This window comes from Albidovulum sp. (genome assembly GCF_041919395.1).
GTDB lineage: Bacteria > Pseudomonadota > Alphaproteobacteria > Rhodobacterales > Rhodobacteraceae > Albidovulum.
Genome location: NZ_JAYRTX010000094.1, coordinates 1 through 13,456 on the forward strand (window position 1 = coordinate 1; position 13,456 = coordinate 13,456).

Annotated in this window: 21 protein-coding genes and 1 tRNA gene; 8 read left to right on the forward strand and 14 right to left on the reverse strand. The window is 69.6% G+C overall.

The window, feature by feature from the left end; translation table 11 throughout:
- The 3 genes from scpB to ACMUOO_RS13985 form a co-directional block, all read left to right on the forward strand.
- A partial coding sequence (scpB, locus tag ACMUOO_RS13975; RefSeq protein ID WP_413855589.1) for an SMC-Scp complex subunit ScpB occupies positions 1–612 on the forward strand: 612 nt, incomplete at its 5' end.
- A gap of 4 nt (positions 613–616) precedes the next feature.
- Positions 617–814, forward strand: coding sequence for a hypothetical protein (locus ACMUOO_RS13980; RefSeq protein WP_301918026.1), 198 nt, complete (start codon positions 617–619; stop codon positions 812–814).
- 127 nt (positions 815–941) lie between these two features.
- On the forward strand, positions 942–1,391 hold the full coding sequence (locus ACMUOO_RS13985) for a chlorhexidine efflux transporter (RefSeq protein ID WP_413855591.1): 450 nt from the start codon (positions 942–944) through the stop codon (positions 1,389–1,391).
- Here ACMUOO_RS13985 and ACMUOO_RS13990 read toward each other — a convergent pair.
- The 8 genes from ACMUOO_RS13990 to ACMUOO_RS14025 form a co-directional block, all read right to left on the reverse strand.
- Entirely contained in the window at positions 1,388–2,464 is a 1,077-nt protein-coding gene (locus ACMUOO_RS13990) for a 2'-deoxycytidine 5'-triphosphate deaminase (protein ID WP_301918028.1), read from the reverse strand. The two genes, ACMUOO_RS13985 and ACMUOO_RS13990, sit on opposite strands and share 4 nt — an antisense overlap.
- Before the next feature lie 57 nt (positions 2,465–2,521).
- Positions 2,522–2,599, reverse strand: a tRNA-Pro gene (locus tag ACMUOO_RS13995).
- A gap of 85 nt (positions 2,600–2,684) precedes the next feature.
- Positions 2,685–3,422, reverse strand: coding sequence for a MerR family transcriptional regulator (locus ACMUOO_RS14000; RefSeq protein WP_301918029.1), 738 nt, complete (start codon positions 3,420–3,422; stop codon positions 2,685–2,687).
- A 10-nt stretch (positions 3,423–3,432) separates the two neighbouring features.
- Positions 3,433–3,735: an integration host factor subunit alpha gene (ihfA, locus tag ACMUOO_RS14005; RefSeq protein ID WP_291338463.1), complete on the reverse strand. Its 303-nt coding sequence runs from the start codon at positions 3,733–3,735 to the stop codon at positions 3,433–3,435.
- 90 nt (positions 3,736–3,825) lie between these two features.
- Complete coding sequence (locus ACMUOO_RS14010; protein WP_301918030.1) at positions 3,826–4,800, reverse strand: beta-ketoacyl-ACP synthase III; 975 nt, start codon at positions 4,798–4,800, stop codon at positions 3,826–3,828.
- Complete coding sequence (plsX, locus tag ACMUOO_RS14015) at positions 4,797–5,918, reverse strand: phosphate acyltransferase PlsX (RefSeq protein ID WP_301918031.1); 1,122 nt, start codon at positions 5,916–5,918, stop codon at positions 4,797–4,799. Before plsX ends, ACMUOO_RS14010 begins: the two co-directional genes overlap by 4 nt.
- 20 nt (positions 5,919–5,938) lie before the next feature.
- A complete protein-coding gene (gene rpmF, locus ACMUOO_RS14020; RefSeq protein WP_291338460.1) occupies positions 5,939–6,145 on the reverse strand; it encodes a 50S ribosomal protein L32 in 207 nt (68 codons plus the stop codon).
- A 166-nt stretch (positions 6,146–6,311) separates the two neighbouring features.
- Positions 6,312–6,863 (reverse strand): YceD family protein, encoded by a 552-nt coding sequence (locus ACMUOO_RS14025; protein ID WP_301918032.1) that lies wholly within the window; start codon positions 6,861–6,863, stop codon positions 6,312–6,314.
- Positions 6,864–6,976: 113 nt separating this feature from the next.
- On the opposite strand from ACMUOO_RS14025, the gene ACMUOO_RS14030 reads away from it, so the two are divergent.
- Entirely contained in the window at positions 6,977–7,438 is a 462-nt protein-coding gene (locus tag ACMUOO_RS14030) for an outer membrane protein assembly factor BamE (protein ID WP_301918033.1), read from the forward strand.
- Positions 7,439–7,447: 9 nt separating this feature from the next.
- On the opposite strand, the gene msrB is transcribed toward ACMUOO_RS14030, so the two are convergent.
- Positions 7,448–7,846 carry a peptide-methionine (R)-S-oxide reductase MsrB gene (msrB, locus tag ACMUOO_RS14035; protein ID WP_301918034.1) on the reverse strand — a complete coding sequence of 133 codons (399 nt, stop codon included), beginning with the start codon at positions 7,844–7,846 and terminating at the stop codon, positions 7,448–7,450.
- Between the two features lie 107 nt (positions 7,847–7,953).
- On the opposite strand from msrB, the gene ACMUOO_RS14040 reads away from it, so the two are divergent.
- A complete protein-coding gene (locus tag ACMUOO_RS14040) occupies positions 7,954–8,700 on the forward strand; it encodes a GNAT family N-acetyltransferase (protein ID WP_301918035.1) in 747 nt (248 codons plus the stop codon).
- A gap of 49 nt (positions 8,701–8,749) precedes the next feature.
- Here ACMUOO_RS14040 and ACMUOO_RS14045 read toward each other — a convergent pair whose 3' ends face one another.
- The 3 genes from ACMUOO_RS14045 to ACMUOO_RS14055 form a co-directional block, all read right to left on the reverse strand.
- Positions 8,750–9,640, reverse strand: coding sequence for a c-type cytochrome (locus ACMUOO_RS14045; protein WP_301918058.1), 891 nt, complete (start codon positions 9,638–9,640; stop codon positions 8,750–8,752).
- A 66-nt stretch (positions 9,641–9,706) separates the two neighbouring features.
- Positions 9,707–10,168, reverse strand: coding sequence for a c-type cytochrome (locus ACMUOO_RS14050; RefSeq protein WP_301918036.1), 462 nt, complete (start codon positions 10,166–10,168; stop codon positions 9,707–9,709).
- Positions 10,169–10,424: 256 nt separating this feature from the next.
- Positions 10,425–10,892: a c-type cytochrome gene (locus ACMUOO_RS14055; protein ID WP_301918037.1), complete on the reverse strand. Its 468-nt coding sequence runs from the start codon at positions 10,890–10,892 to the stop codon at positions 10,425–10,427.
- 213 nt (positions 10,893–11,105) lie between these two features.
- Here ACMUOO_RS14055 and ACMUOO_RS14060 point away from each other — a divergent pair, with 213 nt between their 5' ends.
- Positions 11,106–11,978, forward strand: a complete 873-nt coding sequence (locus tag ACMUOO_RS14060) for a LysR family transcriptional regulator (RefSeq protein ID WP_413855597.1) — start codon at positions 11,106–11,108, stop codon at positions 11,976–11,978.
- A 24-nt stretch (positions 11,979–12,002) separates the two neighbouring features.
- On the opposite strand, the gene ACMUOO_RS14065 is transcribed toward ACMUOO_RS14060, so the two are convergent.
- Positions 12,003–12,134, reverse strand: coding sequence for a hypothetical protein (locus ACMUOO_RS14065; RefSeq protein WP_301918059.1), 132 nt, complete (start codon positions 12,132–12,134; stop codon positions 12,003–12,005).
- A gap of 84 nt (positions 12,135–12,218) precedes the next feature.
- On the opposite strand from ACMUOO_RS14065, the gene ACMUOO_RS14070 reads away from it, so the two are divergent.
- Complete coding sequence (locus ACMUOO_RS14070) at positions 12,219–12,632, forward strand: hypothetical protein (RefSeq protein ID WP_301918039.1); 414 nt, start codon at positions 12,219–12,221, stop codon at positions 12,630–12,632.
- On the opposite strand, the gene hpt is transcribed toward ACMUOO_RS14070, so the two are convergent.
- Positions 12,625–13,179, reverse strand: a complete 555-nt coding sequence (gene hpt / locus ACMUOO_RS14075) for a hypoxanthine phosphoribosyltransferase (protein ID WP_301918040.1) — start codon at positions 13,177–13,179, stop codon at positions 12,625–12,627. The genes ACMUOO_RS14070 and hpt overlap by 8 nt on opposite strands.
- An 87-nt stretch (positions 13,180–13,266) precedes the next feature.
- Between hpt and ACMUOO_RS14080 the strand changes: the two genes are divergently transcribed.
- Positions 13,267–13,456 (forward strand): SRPBCC family protein (locus tag ACMUOO_RS14080; RefSeq protein ID WP_413855600.1); only part of this gene is annotated, 190 nt, incomplete at its 3' end.

Here is a 13,456-nt window from a genome sequence, read left to right on the forward strand (position 1 = left end):
TTCGAGGCGCCGCCCATGGCCGAGCAGGAGCGCATGGTGGAGGCGATCCTCTTCGCCTCAGCCGATCCGGTGACGGTGGCCGAGCTCGAGGCGCGGATGCCGCACGGGAGCGATCCGGCCGAGGCGCTGGTGCATCTGAGGAAGCGCTACGAGGGCCGGGGCGTCCATGTCGTCCGTGTCGGCGATGCCTGGGCCATGCGCACCGCCCCCGACCTCGGCTTCCTGATGCAGAAGGAGACGGTGGAGACGCGCAAGCTCAGCCGCGCGGCGATCGAGACGCTGGCGATCATCGCCTACCACCAGCCCTGCACGCGGGCCGAGATCGAGGAAATCCGCGGCGTCGCGGTCAGCCGGGGGACGGTGGACCAGCTTCTGGAACTGGAATGGATCCGCTTTGGCCGGCGGCGGATGACGCCGGGCCGGCCGGTAACCTATGTGGTGACACAAGGCTTCCTCGATCACTTCGGGCTCGAATCCGCGCGCGACCTTCCCGGGCTGAAGGAACTGCGCGCCGCCGGGCTTCTCGACAACCGGCCGATGCCGGGCGGCGCGCTTCCCGCCGATGAGGAGGGCGAAGCGCCGGAAGGGCAGAGCGAACTGTTCGAGGACTGAGCGGATGGACCTCAACCGGATCGTCAGGCTCGTCGGCAACATGCTCCTCCGGAGCCTTGTGAACATCGGGCTGCGCAAGGGGTTGGCCCTGCTGGGCCGTCGGGACGGCAGGGCAGGGCGCGCGGTGACGCCGGGGGATGCGCGGGCGCTCGCCAAGAAGGCGCGGAAGGCCGCGCGGATCACGCGCCGGCTCGGGCGCTGAGGGTCGGCAATTCCTGACTGAGCGCGGCGGGCGGAGCGTGGTATCTTCCGCCGGCATTACCGACGCCATCGTTTTCTGAAGCTGACATTCCCCGGGCCCCCCCGTGCCCGCTCCGGGAGGCTCTGCCATGGGCCTGCGCACATTCCGCGACCGTATCGTCCAGACCATCCTCTACGAGGCCGGAGGGCTGGTCGTGGTGACGCCACTCTACGCCGCGGTGATGGACCGGGGAGCGGTCGAATCGGCCGGGCTGATGCTGGCGCTGTCGGCGGCCGTTCTCGTCTGGGCGCCGCTCCACAACTCGGCTTTCGACCTGATCGACCTCAGGCTCACGGGCCGGGTGGCGAGTGACCGTCCGCGCGGGCTCCGCGTGGTTCACGCGGCTTCCTGCGAGCTTTCGACGCTTGTGGTGACGCTGCCGATTCTCGTGTGGATCGGTGGCCACTGCCTTGGCGCGGCGCTGGCGGTCGATCTCGGGCTGACGGTCGGCTACACGGTCTATGCCTACGGCTTCTTTGTTTTCTACGACTGGTGGCGCCCGGTGCGGCCGCGGCCTGCGCGCGGCCGGATCCGCTAGCGGAAGTGCTTGGAAAGCTTCAGCCCCTGACCCTGGTAGTTCGACGCAAGGCCAGCGCCATAAAGCCGTTCCGGCCGCTCGGCCATGCGTTCGTAGATGAGCCGGCCCACGACCTGCCCGTGCTCCAGAACGAAGGGCGCCTCGTGGCAGCGCACCTCCAAGACCCCGCGCGAGCCCGCCCCCGCCGCGCCCGACCAGCCGAAGCCGGGGTCGAAGAAGCCGGCGTAATGCACCCGGAATTCACCCACCATGGCAAGATAGGGCGCCATCTCGGCAGCATGGTCGGGCGGGATCGTCACCGCCTCGCGGCTGACCAGGATGTAGAAGGCGCCGGGGTCCAGGATGATGCGGCCCTCGCGCGTGCGCACCTCCTCCCAGAAGTCGGCAGGCGGGTAGTGACCGATCCGGTCGAGGTCGATCAGCCCGGTGTGCGGCTTGGCGCGGTAGCCGACGAGGTCGCCCGTCGCGGGCCTGAGATCGACGGAGAAGCCGAGTCCGTCGTCGATCAGTGCCGGACCCGAGACAAGCGGCACAGCGGCGTGGAGCGCATGAAGCGCCGCGTCGTCGAGCGCGGCGTGGCCCCGCCGGAAGCGGATCTGATTGAGCCGCATCCCGGCACGAACCAGGACGGAGAAGGAACGGGGGCAGATCTCGGCGTAAAGCGGGCCGACGTAGCCCTCGCCGATCCGGTCGAACTCCACGCCGCCATCGGTGATGGTGCGGGTGAGAAGGTCGAGCCGTCCGGTCGAGCTTTTCGCGTTTGCCACCGCCGTGACGCCGGCGGGCAGCGCGAGGCGCTCCATCAGCGGCACGACATAGACGCAGCCCTTTTCCAGCACCGCGCCTTCGGCAAGGTCGATCCGGTGCATCTCGAACTCGGCGATGCGCTCGACGACCCGCCGGCCCTTGCCGGCGAGGAAGGAGGCGCGCACCCGGTAGGCCACCGCGCCGAGCCTCAGGTCGAGGCTCGCGGGCTGCACCTGTGCGTCCGTCACGGCCGGATCGGCGGCGATCGCGCCGGCGGCGACCATCGCGCGGATCGCCCGGTCGGCCAGCACGCCGGTTCCGCTCATTGCTTGTCCCCCCATGTGCGAACGCCCACCCCGGCAAGGGGGTGGGCGTTTCGGATTTGGTCGGGCCGGCGAGATTCGAACTCGCGACCTTCCGCCCCCCAGACGGACGCGCTAACCAGGCTGCGCCACGGCCCGACGCAGCGCGGTATAGGATGATTGGCGGGGCGGGGGCAAGCGGCAAAACGCAGGTGGCGACCAGCACGATCCGGCATGCGGACGGTCAGCCCGACGATGGCCCGTTGCGTTCCGCGAGCCTCTCGCGCAGCGTCGTCAGGCGGCTGTAGACGACGCGCAGCTCGGACTTTTTGTCCCGTGCCCTGAGCGCGTCCATGGCGCGCAGCATCGTCGCGGCGGGCGGGCGGACGGTCTCGGCGCCCTCGGCGGGTGCGGGCTCGGCGGAAGGCACGGGCGCGGCCCTGTGCGCGGCCTCGTCCGACAGCGCCCGGACGTTGCCCGGCTGCCCAAGCGGCAGCGTCGGCGCATCGACCTGCATCGGCGCCTCGTCGAAGAGGGCCGCCATGTCGTCGGGATCGGGAAGCAGGCCCGCGCCGGGCGTCGCGGCATCGGGCGTTGCCGCGGCGGGCCAGTGACCTCCGCGCGGCGGCGCCGCGGGGACGGCCGCGGCGCGGGGAACGGAGACCACGCGGGCTTCCTGCTGCGCCGCTGCGGTTTCGCCGGCGGTCACGTCTGCCGCCGAGAGAGCGGCGACGTGGCGCACACCCTGTTCGCGCAGGATCTTCTGCACGCCGCGGATCGTCATGCCGTCGTCGTGCAGGAGCTTCCTGATCCCGCCCAGCAGCGCGACGTCCGATGGACGGTAGTACCGCCTGCCGCCCGCGCGCTTCACGGGCTTGACCTGGGCAAACCGGCTTTCCCAGAACCTCAGCACATGGGCCGGCGTGTCCAGCAGGTCGGAGACTTCGCTGATGGTGCGGAAAGCCTCGGCGGATTTCTCCATGGGCCGGGCCTCAGCCCCTGTTGCCGGCGGCGACGCGATCCTTCATCAGGTGCGACGGGCGGAAGGTCAGGACGCGGCGGGGATGGATCGGCACCTCGTCGCCGGTCTTGGGGTTGCGGCCGACCCGCGCCGACTTGTCACGGACCGAGAAGGTCCCGAAGGACGATATCTTGACCGTCTCGCCCGTGGCGAGGGCGTCGGACATATGGGCGAGCACGCTCTCCACCAACTGCGCGGATTCGTTGCGCGATAGGCCCACCTCGCGGAACACCGCCTCGCTCAGATCCATGCGGGTCAAGGTCTTTTCGCTCATCTCGCGTCCCCTCGCTGTTTGGCGAAGGATGTGCGGATACGAACCCTTAGTCAATATCAATGGTTTGGGGAGGGGTTTTCAAGCGGGTTTTCACCACCTGAGGACGACTGCGCCCCAGCTCAGACCGCCGCCGATGGCCTCGGTCACGATCAGATCGCCCTCCTTGATCTGGCCGCGCGCCTTGCCGACGGACAGCGCGAGGGGAATCGAGGCGGCGGAGGTGTTGCCGTGATCCTGCACGGTGACCACCACGCGCTCCATCGGCACCTGCATCCGCTGCGCCGTGGCGGCGATGATTCTCAGGTTCGCCTGATGCGGAACGATCCAGTCCACGTCCGCCCCGGACAGCCCGGCCTTGTCGAGCGCGGCGTGGGCGGTCTCCGCCAGTTTCTCGACCGCGTGGCGGAAGACCTGGTTGCCCTGCATCCTGAGATGCCCGGCCGTGCCGGTCGTGGAGACTCCGCCATCGACGTAAAGAATATCGCGGTAGCTGCCGTCGCTGTGCAGGTCGGTGGCAAGGATGCCACGATCCGCCGGTGTGCCCTTGCCCTCGGCGGCTTCCAGCACCACTGCGCCGGCGCCGTCGCCGAAGAGGACGCAGGTGCCGCGGTCCTCGAAGTCGAGGATGCGGCTGAAGGTCTCTGCACCGATGACGAGGACCCGGCGGGCCTGGCCCGACTGGATCAGCGCATTGGCATTGGCGAGCGCGAAGACGAAGCCGGCGCAGACGGCCTGCACGTCGAAGGCGAAACCCTTCGTCATGCCGATCTTCTGCTGGACCATCGTCGCGGCGGCGGGGAAGGTCAGATCGGCGGTCGATGTCGCGAGCACGATCGCGTCGAGATCGGCCGCCGTCAGCCCGGCGTCGGCCAAGGCCGCTTCCGCCGCCCGCGCGCCGAGGTCCGACGTCGTCTCTCCCTCGGCCGCGAAGTGGCGCCGCTCGATGCCGGTGCGCGCACGGATCCACTCGTCGCTCGTGTCGAGCCGTGCCTCGAAATCGGAGTTCGGGACGACGCGCGCGGGCAGGTAATGCCCGACGCCCCGGACCACGGCACGGATTGTCATGAGGAAATCCCGTTCTCTGCCCCAGCTTGCGCGGCATCCTGCCCCGCCTTCACGGCAGAGGCAACCCGCGCCGCGAGGCGTTCCTGGAAGCCCGACCGGGCCAGTTGGAAGGCAAGCCGGATCGCTGCCGAGACGCCCGTGGCGTCGGCCGAGCCGTGCGATTTCACGATGGTCCCGTTGAGGCCGAGGAAGACGCCGCCGTTGACCCGCCGCGGATCGATCCGCTTCTGCAGCCGCTTGAGCGAGCCGAGTGCCAGGAGCGCGGCAAAGCGCGAAAGGATGCCGGCGTTGAACGCCTCGCGCAGGAAGTCGCCGACGAGCTTCGCCGTGCCCTCGCCGGTCTTGAGAGCGATGTTGCCGGTGAAGCCGTCGGTGACGATGACGTCCACCCGCGCCGAGGGCAGGTCGCCACCCTCGACGAAGCCGACGTAGTCGAAGCCGCCCGCCTCGGTCGCGGCGGCGATCAGGTCCTGCGCTGCCTTCAGTTCCGCGCGCCCCTTGTGCTCCTCCGTGCCCACGTTGAGAAGGCCGACGCGCGGCCGGGGGAGGCCCAACCCGTTGCGGGCATAGGAGGCGCCCATAAGCGCGTATTGCAGCAGGTCCGGCGCGTCGGCCCTGATGTCGGCGCCGACGTCTAGCATGAGGTTGAACCCTTGCGGGTTGCGCGAGGGCCAGAGGCAGGCGATGGCCGGGCGGCTGACGCCCGGCAGCTTGCGAAGGCGGATCATCGACAGGGCCATCAGCGCGCCGGTGTTGCCGCAGCTCACCGCGACGGTCGCCTCGCCGTTGCGGACGCTCTCGATCGCCGACCACATGGAGGTGCCGTCACCGTGGCGCATGACCTGGCTCGGCTTGTCGTCCATGGTGACGACGCCGGCCGCATGGCGGATCGTGCAGCGCCCCGAGAGCGTCGGGCGCTTGCCGACGAGCTGGGTCAGCACCTCTTCCGGGCCGTGAACGACGAACTCGATGTCCGGATTGTCCGCTGCCGCATCCGCCATCCCGGCCACGACCGCGCCCGGGCCGCGGTCGCCGCCCATCGCATCGACCGAAATGACGATACGGCCCGAAGTCCCGTATCCGGGGGCCTCGGGCGCGCGGTCTTCGCTGGGCGGCATGAGCCGGAGAAGCGACGGGCTTACGCCGCGTCTTCGTCCAGGTCGATCTCGGCGGTCTGGGCGACCACTTCGCGGTCATTGTAGTGACCGCAGGCGCCGCAGACGTGGTGCGGGCGCTTCAGCTCGCCGCAGTTCGGGCATTCGTTCGGATTCGCGGCGACGAGCGCATCGTGGGCGCGGCGCATGTTGCGGCGGGACCGCGTGGTCCGGTTCTGAGGGACAGCCATGTCTCAACCTCGGGTGTTCTTGGGGGCGGGCCCCGGTTTTCCTGGGGTTTCGTCACAGGGCGGACGCTCAGCGACCGGTGCGAACCCAACGTTCAAGCGAGGCCGGGAACATACTGCGATTCCGCGCGGGCGCAAGCCCTTTTCTGGCGCCCGCTGCGCCCCGGTGTCAGGAGGCGCCGTCGCCCTTCTTCAGCAGATCGGCGAGACCGGCGAAGGGCCGCGTCGTTTCCTCCTCCATCAGCGGCTCGGCGCCCTCCGGCGCCGCCACCGCGCCGGCGAAGTCGGCCTCCGCCGCCCGGGGGTAGGGCGGCAGGGCGAGCGCCAGGGCCTCGACCATAACCGCACCCGCGTCGATGACCGGAGGCAGCGGTTCCACCGTCTCGTCGGGCATCTCGACCTCCTCGGCCTCGGGCTCGGCAAGGCCGGCGACGTAGCGGCGGACGACCGGCTCGGCGATGCGGCTGGTGACGGGGGCAAGCGTGACGATGCAGGCCTGCGTGACCGTCGCCTCGAGATCGGCCTCCAGCACCCAGTCCTGCCGGCCGGCGGGCCGGAGTTCGCCGCGGAACCGCAGGCCGTCGAGGCCGAGAAGCCCTAGGTCCGCCGCGATGGCCGCCGAGGCGTCGCGCCCCGGCCGGAGGTCGAAGCGCGATGGCTTGCGCGGAGGCAGGGCGGCGACGCGGAAGGGGTGGGAAAAGGGCGCGGCATCGCGGGTCATGGGCGGTCTCCTGTCGTCCGGACCGGACCTGCCGGCGGCTTCGACCTTGAAGGACGGCACCGGCATGTTGTAAGCCGCATAGAAGGCTTGGGGCGGCAAGACAAGAGGGCGGTATGGGCAGGCTCGGTTCCGGAGTTCGGCATGGCGCGTTCGCGCTTCTCGTGGCCCTGCTGGCTGCCTGCACCGCGCTTTACCAGAATCACGGCTACATCCCCAGGGATGTCGATCTCGAACAGGTCATCGTCGGCGAATCGACGCGCGAGGACGTCGCCAAGGCGGTGGGCCGGCCCTCCTCGACCGGGCTCCTTACCGGCGGCGCGTGGTACTACGTCGGCTCGCGCTTCCGCCATTACGGTCCGCGCGAGCCGCAGGAAATCGACCGGCAGGTCGTGGCGATCAGCTTCGACGAGGGCGGCACCGTCGAGAACGTGGAGCGCTTCGGGCTCGAGAAGGGTCAGGTCGTCGTGCTGTCGCGGCGCGTCACCGACAGCAACATCAAGGGCCTGAGCTTCCTGCGCCAGCTTCTCGGCAACATCGGCAACATCAGCGCCGGGCAATTGCTGAACAACGAATAGCGGCGGGTGTCAGCCCGCCTTGGGCCGCTGCGTCAGCGCCACGCCGTTGATGCAGTAGCGCAGCCCCGTCGGCTTGGGCCCGTCCGGGAAGACATGGCCGAGATGGGCGTCACAGGCGGCGCAGTGAACCTCGGTCCGCTTCATGAACCAGCTCCGGTCCTCCGTCTCGCCAACCGCCTCGGCCGAGACCGGCCGGTAGAAACTCGGCCAGCCGCTGCCGGAGTCGAACTTGGTCTCGGCGTCGAAGAGAGGCGCGCCGCAGCAGATGCAATGGAAGGTCGCCGGTCCCTTCGGGAAGTCGTCGTGGGTGAAGGCGCGCTCCGTCGCGTGCTTGCGCGTCACCTTGTAGGCGAGGTCCGAGAGCTGCGCGCGCCACTCGGCGTCGGTCTTGACGATCTTTTCGGTCATTCCGCCCTCCGATTCCGTTGCCGTCCTGACACCCATCCGGGGTAAGGTCGTTTCAAATGTAGGCGCGGCCGCGGGGCACGCCAAGCCGGAGATGCCAGGGGATGCCGATGCGCGGGACGGGACGGTATCGGGCAAGGTTCGCCGAGGGCGCAGCCGACCTCGACCGGGCGCAGGCCCTGCGCTGGCGCGCCTTCCGCGCCGCCCGCGGGCAGGGGGCCGAGGGCGGGCGCGACGTGGACGCCTTCGATGCGCTCTGCCGCCATGTGCTGGTGGAGGAGGTCCGCGGCGGGCGGCTGGTGGCGGCCTTCCGGCTTCTGCCTCTCGCCCACGGTCGCGAGATCGGGCGGAGCTATTCGGCGCAGTACTACGAGCTTTCGGGCCTGCGCCATTACCCCGGCAAGATGGTGGAGATGGGCCGCTTCTGCCTCGACCCCGATTGCCACGATCCCGACGTGCTGCGCGTCGCCTGGGCCGCGATGACCCGCTTCGTGGACGCCGAGGGCGTCGGGATGCTCTTCGGCTGCTCCTCCTTCCTCGGGACCGACGCGGAGACCTACCTCGACGCCTTCGCGATGCTGCGCGAACGGCACCTCGCGCCGAAGTGCTGGCGGCCGGTCGTCAAGGCGCCGAAGGTCTTCCCCTTCGCGCTGAGGCTCCGGCGACGGCAGAGCGATCCGCGCCGGGCGATGCAGCTCATGCCGCCGCTTCTCAGGACCTACCTGATGATGGGCGGGTGGGTCAGCGACCATGCGGTGGTGGACGACGACCTCGGGACTCTGCACGTCTTCACCGGCGTGGAGATCGCGGGCATTCCGCCGTCGCGTGCGCGCGCCCTGCGTCTGCTCGCGGGGTAGCCTCCGCCGCCAGTTCCCGGTCTGCCGGACCGGGGCCAACCCGCGGGTCCTACTGCGCCGGCGGCACGCGCTTCAGATAGGCCGCGATGGCGGCGCGGTCGCTTTCGGGCAGGTGGGCGGTGTTTTCCACGACCAGCGCCATGTGCCCGCCCGCGCTGTCGTAGTCGGGCGTGAAGCCCGAGGTCAGGTATTCGACGATGTCGGGTTCGGACCAGGTTAGCTTGGCCGGTGTGATGTTGGGGAAATTTCCCTTGCCGCCGGGAACAGGGCCGCCGGCGAGCCAGCGCGCCCGCTCCATGCCGCCGAGGGCCCCGCGCGGCGTATGGCATTCGCCGCAATGGCCGAGCGCCTCGGCAAGGTAGCGCCCGCGCTCCTCCTCCGGCGTGAGGTCGCCGGTCACCACCCAGGCCGGATCGAGGTAGAGGAACTTCCAGGCCCCGAGGCTGAGACGGATGTTGAAGGGAAAGCCGACCTCGTGGGCCGCGCTCGGTGTCGCGTCGGCGGGAAGCGTGGCGAGGAAGGCGCGCAGGTCGACGACGTCCTGCAACGACGCCTTCGTGTAGCTCGCGTAGGGAAAGACGGGATAGTAGTGCGCGCCCCGCGGGGAGATGCCCCGCAGCATCGCGTTGGCGAGGTCGAGGGCACTCCATCCGCCGATCCCGGCCGCCGGGTCGTTCGAGATGTTGGGTGCGACGAAGGTGCCGAAGGGGGAAGGGAAACGTTGCCCGCCCTTGAGGACCAGCTTCGCCTCGCCCTTGGCCGCTGCATCGGCATGGCACGCCGCGCAGCCCGCCGCCCAGAAGACCTGCTCGCCGTTCGCGAGGTTGGGCGTCAGCCCGTCGAGCGCGTCGGCGGGCAGGGGTGTGGGGCGGGTAACGAACCAGAAAAGGCCGAGAGCCGCGAAGGCGAGAAGGAGGAGGGCGGCAAGAATCCGGCGCATCGTCTGGAACTCCATGGGTGCGTCGCGGGCGCAACCGTCAGTCGCGCGGTTGCGCCCGCGATCCTCTCACTCGGATTTACGATACTGCTTGTGGCACCCGCCACAAGCCTGCCCGACGGCACCCATGGCCGCCTTGAGGCCTTCAAGGTCGGTGCCGGCCGCCGCCGACAGCGTGTGAGATGCCGTCGTGAGTTCCGCGAAGCGCGCCTCCCGGTCGGCGGTGTTGCTCAGGATTTCGGGCAGGGCCGAGCTGTCCTCGATCGCCCCCTCTTCCGTCCCCGGCGCCCAGAGCATCGAGGTATCGACCGAGGCGAGCGCCGCGAGGCTTGCGGCAGCCCGGGCGGCTGTCGCGGCATCGTAGGGCATCTCGCCCTTCGCCATGGCGCCGAGCGGCGCAAGCTGGTTCGCCAGCAAGAGCATGTAGCCGTGCCGGGCGGTCAGGATCTCTTCCGGGTCGCTGATGTTTTCGGACAGGGCCGGTGCGGCGACGAGCGCGGCGGCGGCGATTGCGATAAGGGTCTTGCGCATGAACTACTCCTGGAACGGACCGTCTGGAACCTTCGGGTGAGGCCGTTCCGTGCCGACGCCCCGAGGCATCGGCATTGGCCTGGCAGATCCCGGAATTGCCCATGCGGCCCGGGTTAGAGGTTCTATAACCGGGGTTGCAGATGGCGCGCCGGCTTCGCGCGAACGGCAGAACCTCGCCCACGCCTTCTGCGCCGGTGGCAATCCGCCGCCCACGGAGGGTGCATCCGGGCGGCGGACCCCTGCGGCGGTCCGGCCGTCAGTTCTGCGGAACGCGGAAGGACTTGTGACACCCCGCGCAGGCTTCGCCCACGGGACCCATCGCCGCTTTCAGGCTGTCGATATCCTTGCCGGCGGCGGCCTGCATCGCCGCCGCCGCGTCCGACATGGCCTTGGCCTTGGCACCGATGTCCGACCCGTCCGCCCAGATCGCTGCCAGCGCCTCGCTTGTCGGATCGGCGTCGTGGTCCGATCCCTTCGGCCAGAGCATCGAAGCGTCAATCGCCACGGCCGTTGCCAAGTTGTCGGCTGCCTTCTGGGCAGCCTCGGCGTTGTACTCCGTCTCCCCCTTCGCCATGCCGCCAAGCACACCGAGATTGACGGCCCGATAGGCCATGATGCCCTGGCGCGCCTTGATCTGCATGGCGAACGGGCCCTTTTCCTGGGCGGTCACCACCCCGGCGGAGACGATGGCTGCAACAGTCAAACCGGCGAACAGTGTCTTCATGACGCAACTCCCTGTTGAGAACGGGAAGAGACTAGCTGTGACAAAACGGGTGACTACTCGCAATTTTCGCAGGGCTGTGGTGAAATTCCGCACAGAAGCCCGGTTTGCAGCCCCCGGTAGGGACCTTGGGCGGGCGAAGGGGAGGATTTGATCGGACCAAGGTCCGGTTTCGGGCTCGTGGCTGACGAAAACGTGATCGCGGAAGGGCAGCGCATGACACGGGAGAACTGGGACGACTTGCGGTTCGTGCTGGCCGTGGCCGAGGAAGGCTCGGTCAGCGCCGCGGCGCGGCGGCTCGGGGTGAATCACGCGACCGTCCTCAGGCGGATCGCGGCCTACGAGGTATCCGCCGGCATGGCGGTCTTCGACCGGACGGCGCGGGGCTATGCGGTGCCCGAGCCGATGACACGCATCATCGACGCCGCGCGCGAGGTTGATCGCGCGGTTCAGGCGGTGGGGCGCGCGCTGCGCGGCTCGCAGGCGCCGCTTTCGGGCGAGGTGCGCGTGACCTCGACGGATTCGCTCTGCCAGTGCGTGCTCGCCCCGGTCATCGCGCGTCTGCGCGTGCTCCTGCCCCACCTCAAGCTGGAGCTGATCTGCTCGAATGCCCATGTCGATCTCGCCCGGACGCATGCCGACATCACCATCCGTCCCGCGCTCGCGCTGCCCGAAGACCTTGTGGGCGAGGCGGCGGCGGTGCTTGGCTTCGGCCTCTTCCGCCGGCGCGGCGCGGCGAACGCCGACTGGCTCGGCCTGTCCGGGCAGGCCGGAAGCTCGCGTGTCGGGCGGTGGATCGAGGAGAACGTCGAGCCCGCGCGGATCGTCGCGCGCTCCGACAGCTTCCTCGTGGTGCGGGAACTGGCGGCGGAGGGGCTCGGCCTTGCCGCGATGCCGGACTTCCTCGGGGCGGAACACCCGCAGCTGGAGCGCGTGACCGGCGTGCTGCCCGAACTTGCCGTGGACATCTGGGTCGCAAGCCACTCCGACCTTGCCGACATTCCGCGCATCTCCGCCGCGCGGTCGCTGCTGACGCGGGCCGTTGCCGAGCAGGCGACACGGCTACGGGGCGTGCCGGGGGCGGCCTGAGGCACCGGTCGGCGGAAGCCGCCGTCAGGGAATGCCGAACCAGTCGGGCAGCAGCCCCGCCCATTCCAGCGCCGCAAGCGCCAGGCAGGCGGCGATCACCATGAGCCCGAGGACCACCCGCCGCGCCGACGGCGGCTTGCGCGCCCATCGTGCCATGCGGAGGAACATCCGCGGATTCATCGCGCCCACCCCGCGGCCTTGCGCCCGAATTCCGCCCGGATAGCCCCGCAGAATCGCGACATGAAGCTGCCTTTCCACTTTCGCCGCTCCGAACGCGGCTGGCCCGCCGCCCTGTTCCTTGCGGTGGGCGCCGTGATGATCCTTGCCGCACTTCGCCAGGGCCCGCCACCCCTGCTCTGGTGGCTGCCGGTTGGCGGCGCGACCGGCGCGGCGTTGTGGATGCTCCTGGCGGGGAGGGTTCACGGGATCGACCTCACGCCCGAGGCGCTGATCGTGACCGGGGCCGGCCGCGTCGAGACCTGGCCGCTCGATGACATCGACCACCTCCAGATCGCGGACTGGACCGACAGCACCGATTACGTGCTGCACCTGCGCGACGGGCGCCGGGTTCCGCTCTTCTCCGGCTGCTTCCCGCGCCGCGCAGACCTCATCGCGGCGGCGGCTGCGGCGCGCCTCGACATCCGCGTCAGCTGACGGACCCCGCCTCGACGAACCGAACCTTGCCGATATAGGGCAGGTTGCGGTTCCGCTGCGCGAAGTCGATGCCGTAACCCACTACGAACTCGTCCGGAATCTCGAACCCCGTCCAGGTGGCCCTGATCGGCACCTCGCGCCGCGTCGGCTTGTCGAGAAGCGCGCAGACCTCGAGCCGCTTCGGTTCACGGCTGCGGAGCAGGTTGACGACATGGTGGAGCGTGAAGCCGGTATCGACGATATCCTCCACCACCAGCACGTCGCGGCCCGCGATCTCGCCCCGGAGGTCCTTCAGGATACGCACCTCGCGGGAGCTTTCCATCGCGTCGCCGTAGGAGGAGGCTTCGAGGAAATCGACCTCGACCGGCAGGTCGATCTCGCGCACGAGGTCGGCGATGAACACGAAGGAGCCGCGCAGGAGCCCGACCACGACGAGCTTGTCGGTGCCGCGGAAGGCGCGCGTGATCTCCTTGGCCAGCGCCTCGACCCGCGCCGCGATGGCCTTGGCCGAAATCATTTCGTCGATGACATAGGGTCGTTGCGGCACGATTTTCCCCCTCGCGCGGCCCGGTGGGACCTTGATTTCACGCTTCCATTTAGCGACATGGGGCGCCACTGTCACCCGGGGGGAGCCATGCCCAGGCATTCGGAAACACGGACGCTGCCCTGGTCGGCGCGACAGATGTACGACCTTGTAGCGGACGTCCCGCGCTACCCTGAGTTCCTGCCCTGGACGGCTGCCGCGCGGGTGCGTTCGCGCACGCCGCAGCCCGACGGCAGCGAGGTAGTGGAGGCCGACCTCGTGATTTCCTTCAAGGTCTTCC

Coding starts and splice junctions, on each gene's coding strand:
- ACMUOO_RS13980 (WP_301918026.1), top strand. CDS start 617: ATGGACCTCAACCGGATCGTCAGGCTCGTCGGCAACATGCTCCTCCGG.
- ACMUOO_RS13985 (WP_413855591.1), top strand. CDS start 942: ATGGGCCTGCGCACATTCCGCGACCGTATCGTCCAGACCATCCTCTAC.
- ACMUOO_RS13990 (WP_301918028.1), bottom strand. CDS start 2,464: ATGAGCGGAACCGGCGTGCTGGCCGACCGGGCGATCCGCGCGATGGTC.
- ACMUOO_RS14000 (WP_301918029.1), bottom strand. CDS start 3,422: ATGGAGAAATCCGCCGAGGCTTTCCGCACCATCAGCGAAGTCTCCGAC.
- ihfA (WP_291338463.1), bottom strand. CDS start 3,735: ATGAGCGAAAAGACCTTGACCCGCATGGATCTGAGCGAGGCGGTGTTC.
- ACMUOO_RS14010 (WP_301918030.1), bottom strand. CDS start 4,800: ATGACAATCCGTGCCGTGGTCCGGGGCGTCGGGCATTACCTGCCCGCG.
- plsX (WP_301918031.1), bottom strand. CDS start 5,918: ATGCCGCCCAGCGAAGACCGCGCGCCCGAGGCCCCCGGATACGGGACT.
- rpmF (WP_291338460.1), bottom strand. CDS start 6,145: ATGGCTGTCCCTCAGAACCGGACCACGCGGTCCCGCCGCAACATGCGC.
- ACMUOO_RS14025 (WP_301918032.1), bottom strand. CDS start 6,863: ATGACCCGCGATGCCGCGCCCTTTTCCCACCCCTTCCGCGTCGCCGCC.
- ACMUOO_RS14030 (WP_301918033.1), top strand. CDS start 6,977: ATGGGCAGGCTCGGTTCCGGAGTTCGGCATGGCGCGTTCGCGCTTCTC.
- msrB (WP_301918034.1), bottom strand. CDS start 7,846: ATGACCGAAAAGATCGTCAAGACCGACGCCGAGTGGCGCGCGCAGCTC.
- ACMUOO_RS14040 (WP_301918035.1), top strand. CDS start 7,954: ATGCGCGGGACGGGACGGTATCGGGCAAGGTTCGCCGAGGGCGCAGCC.
- ACMUOO_RS14045 (WP_301918058.1), bottom strand. CDS start 9,640: ATGCGCCGGATTCTTGCCGCCCTCCTCCTTCTCGCCTTCGCGGCTCTC.
- ACMUOO_RS14050 (WP_301918036.1), bottom strand. CDS start 10,168: ATGCGCAAGACCCTTATCGCAATCGCCGCCGCCGCGCTCGTCGCCGCA.
- ACMUOO_RS14055 (WP_301918037.1), bottom strand. CDS start 10,892: ATGAAGACACTGTTCGCCGGTTTGACTGTTGCAGCCATCGTCTCCGCC.
- ACMUOO_RS14060 (WP_413855597.1), top strand. CDS start 11,106: ATGACACGGGAGAACTGGGACGACTTGCGGTTCGTGCTGGCCGTGGCC.
- ACMUOO_RS14065 (WP_301918059.1), bottom strand. CDS start 12,134: ATGGCACGATGGGCGCGCAAGCCGCCGTCGGCGCGGCGGGTGGTCCTC.
- ACMUOO_RS14070 (WP_301918039.1), top strand. CDS start 12,219: ATGAAGCTGCCTTTCCACTTTCGCCGCTCCGAACGCGGCTGGCCCGCC.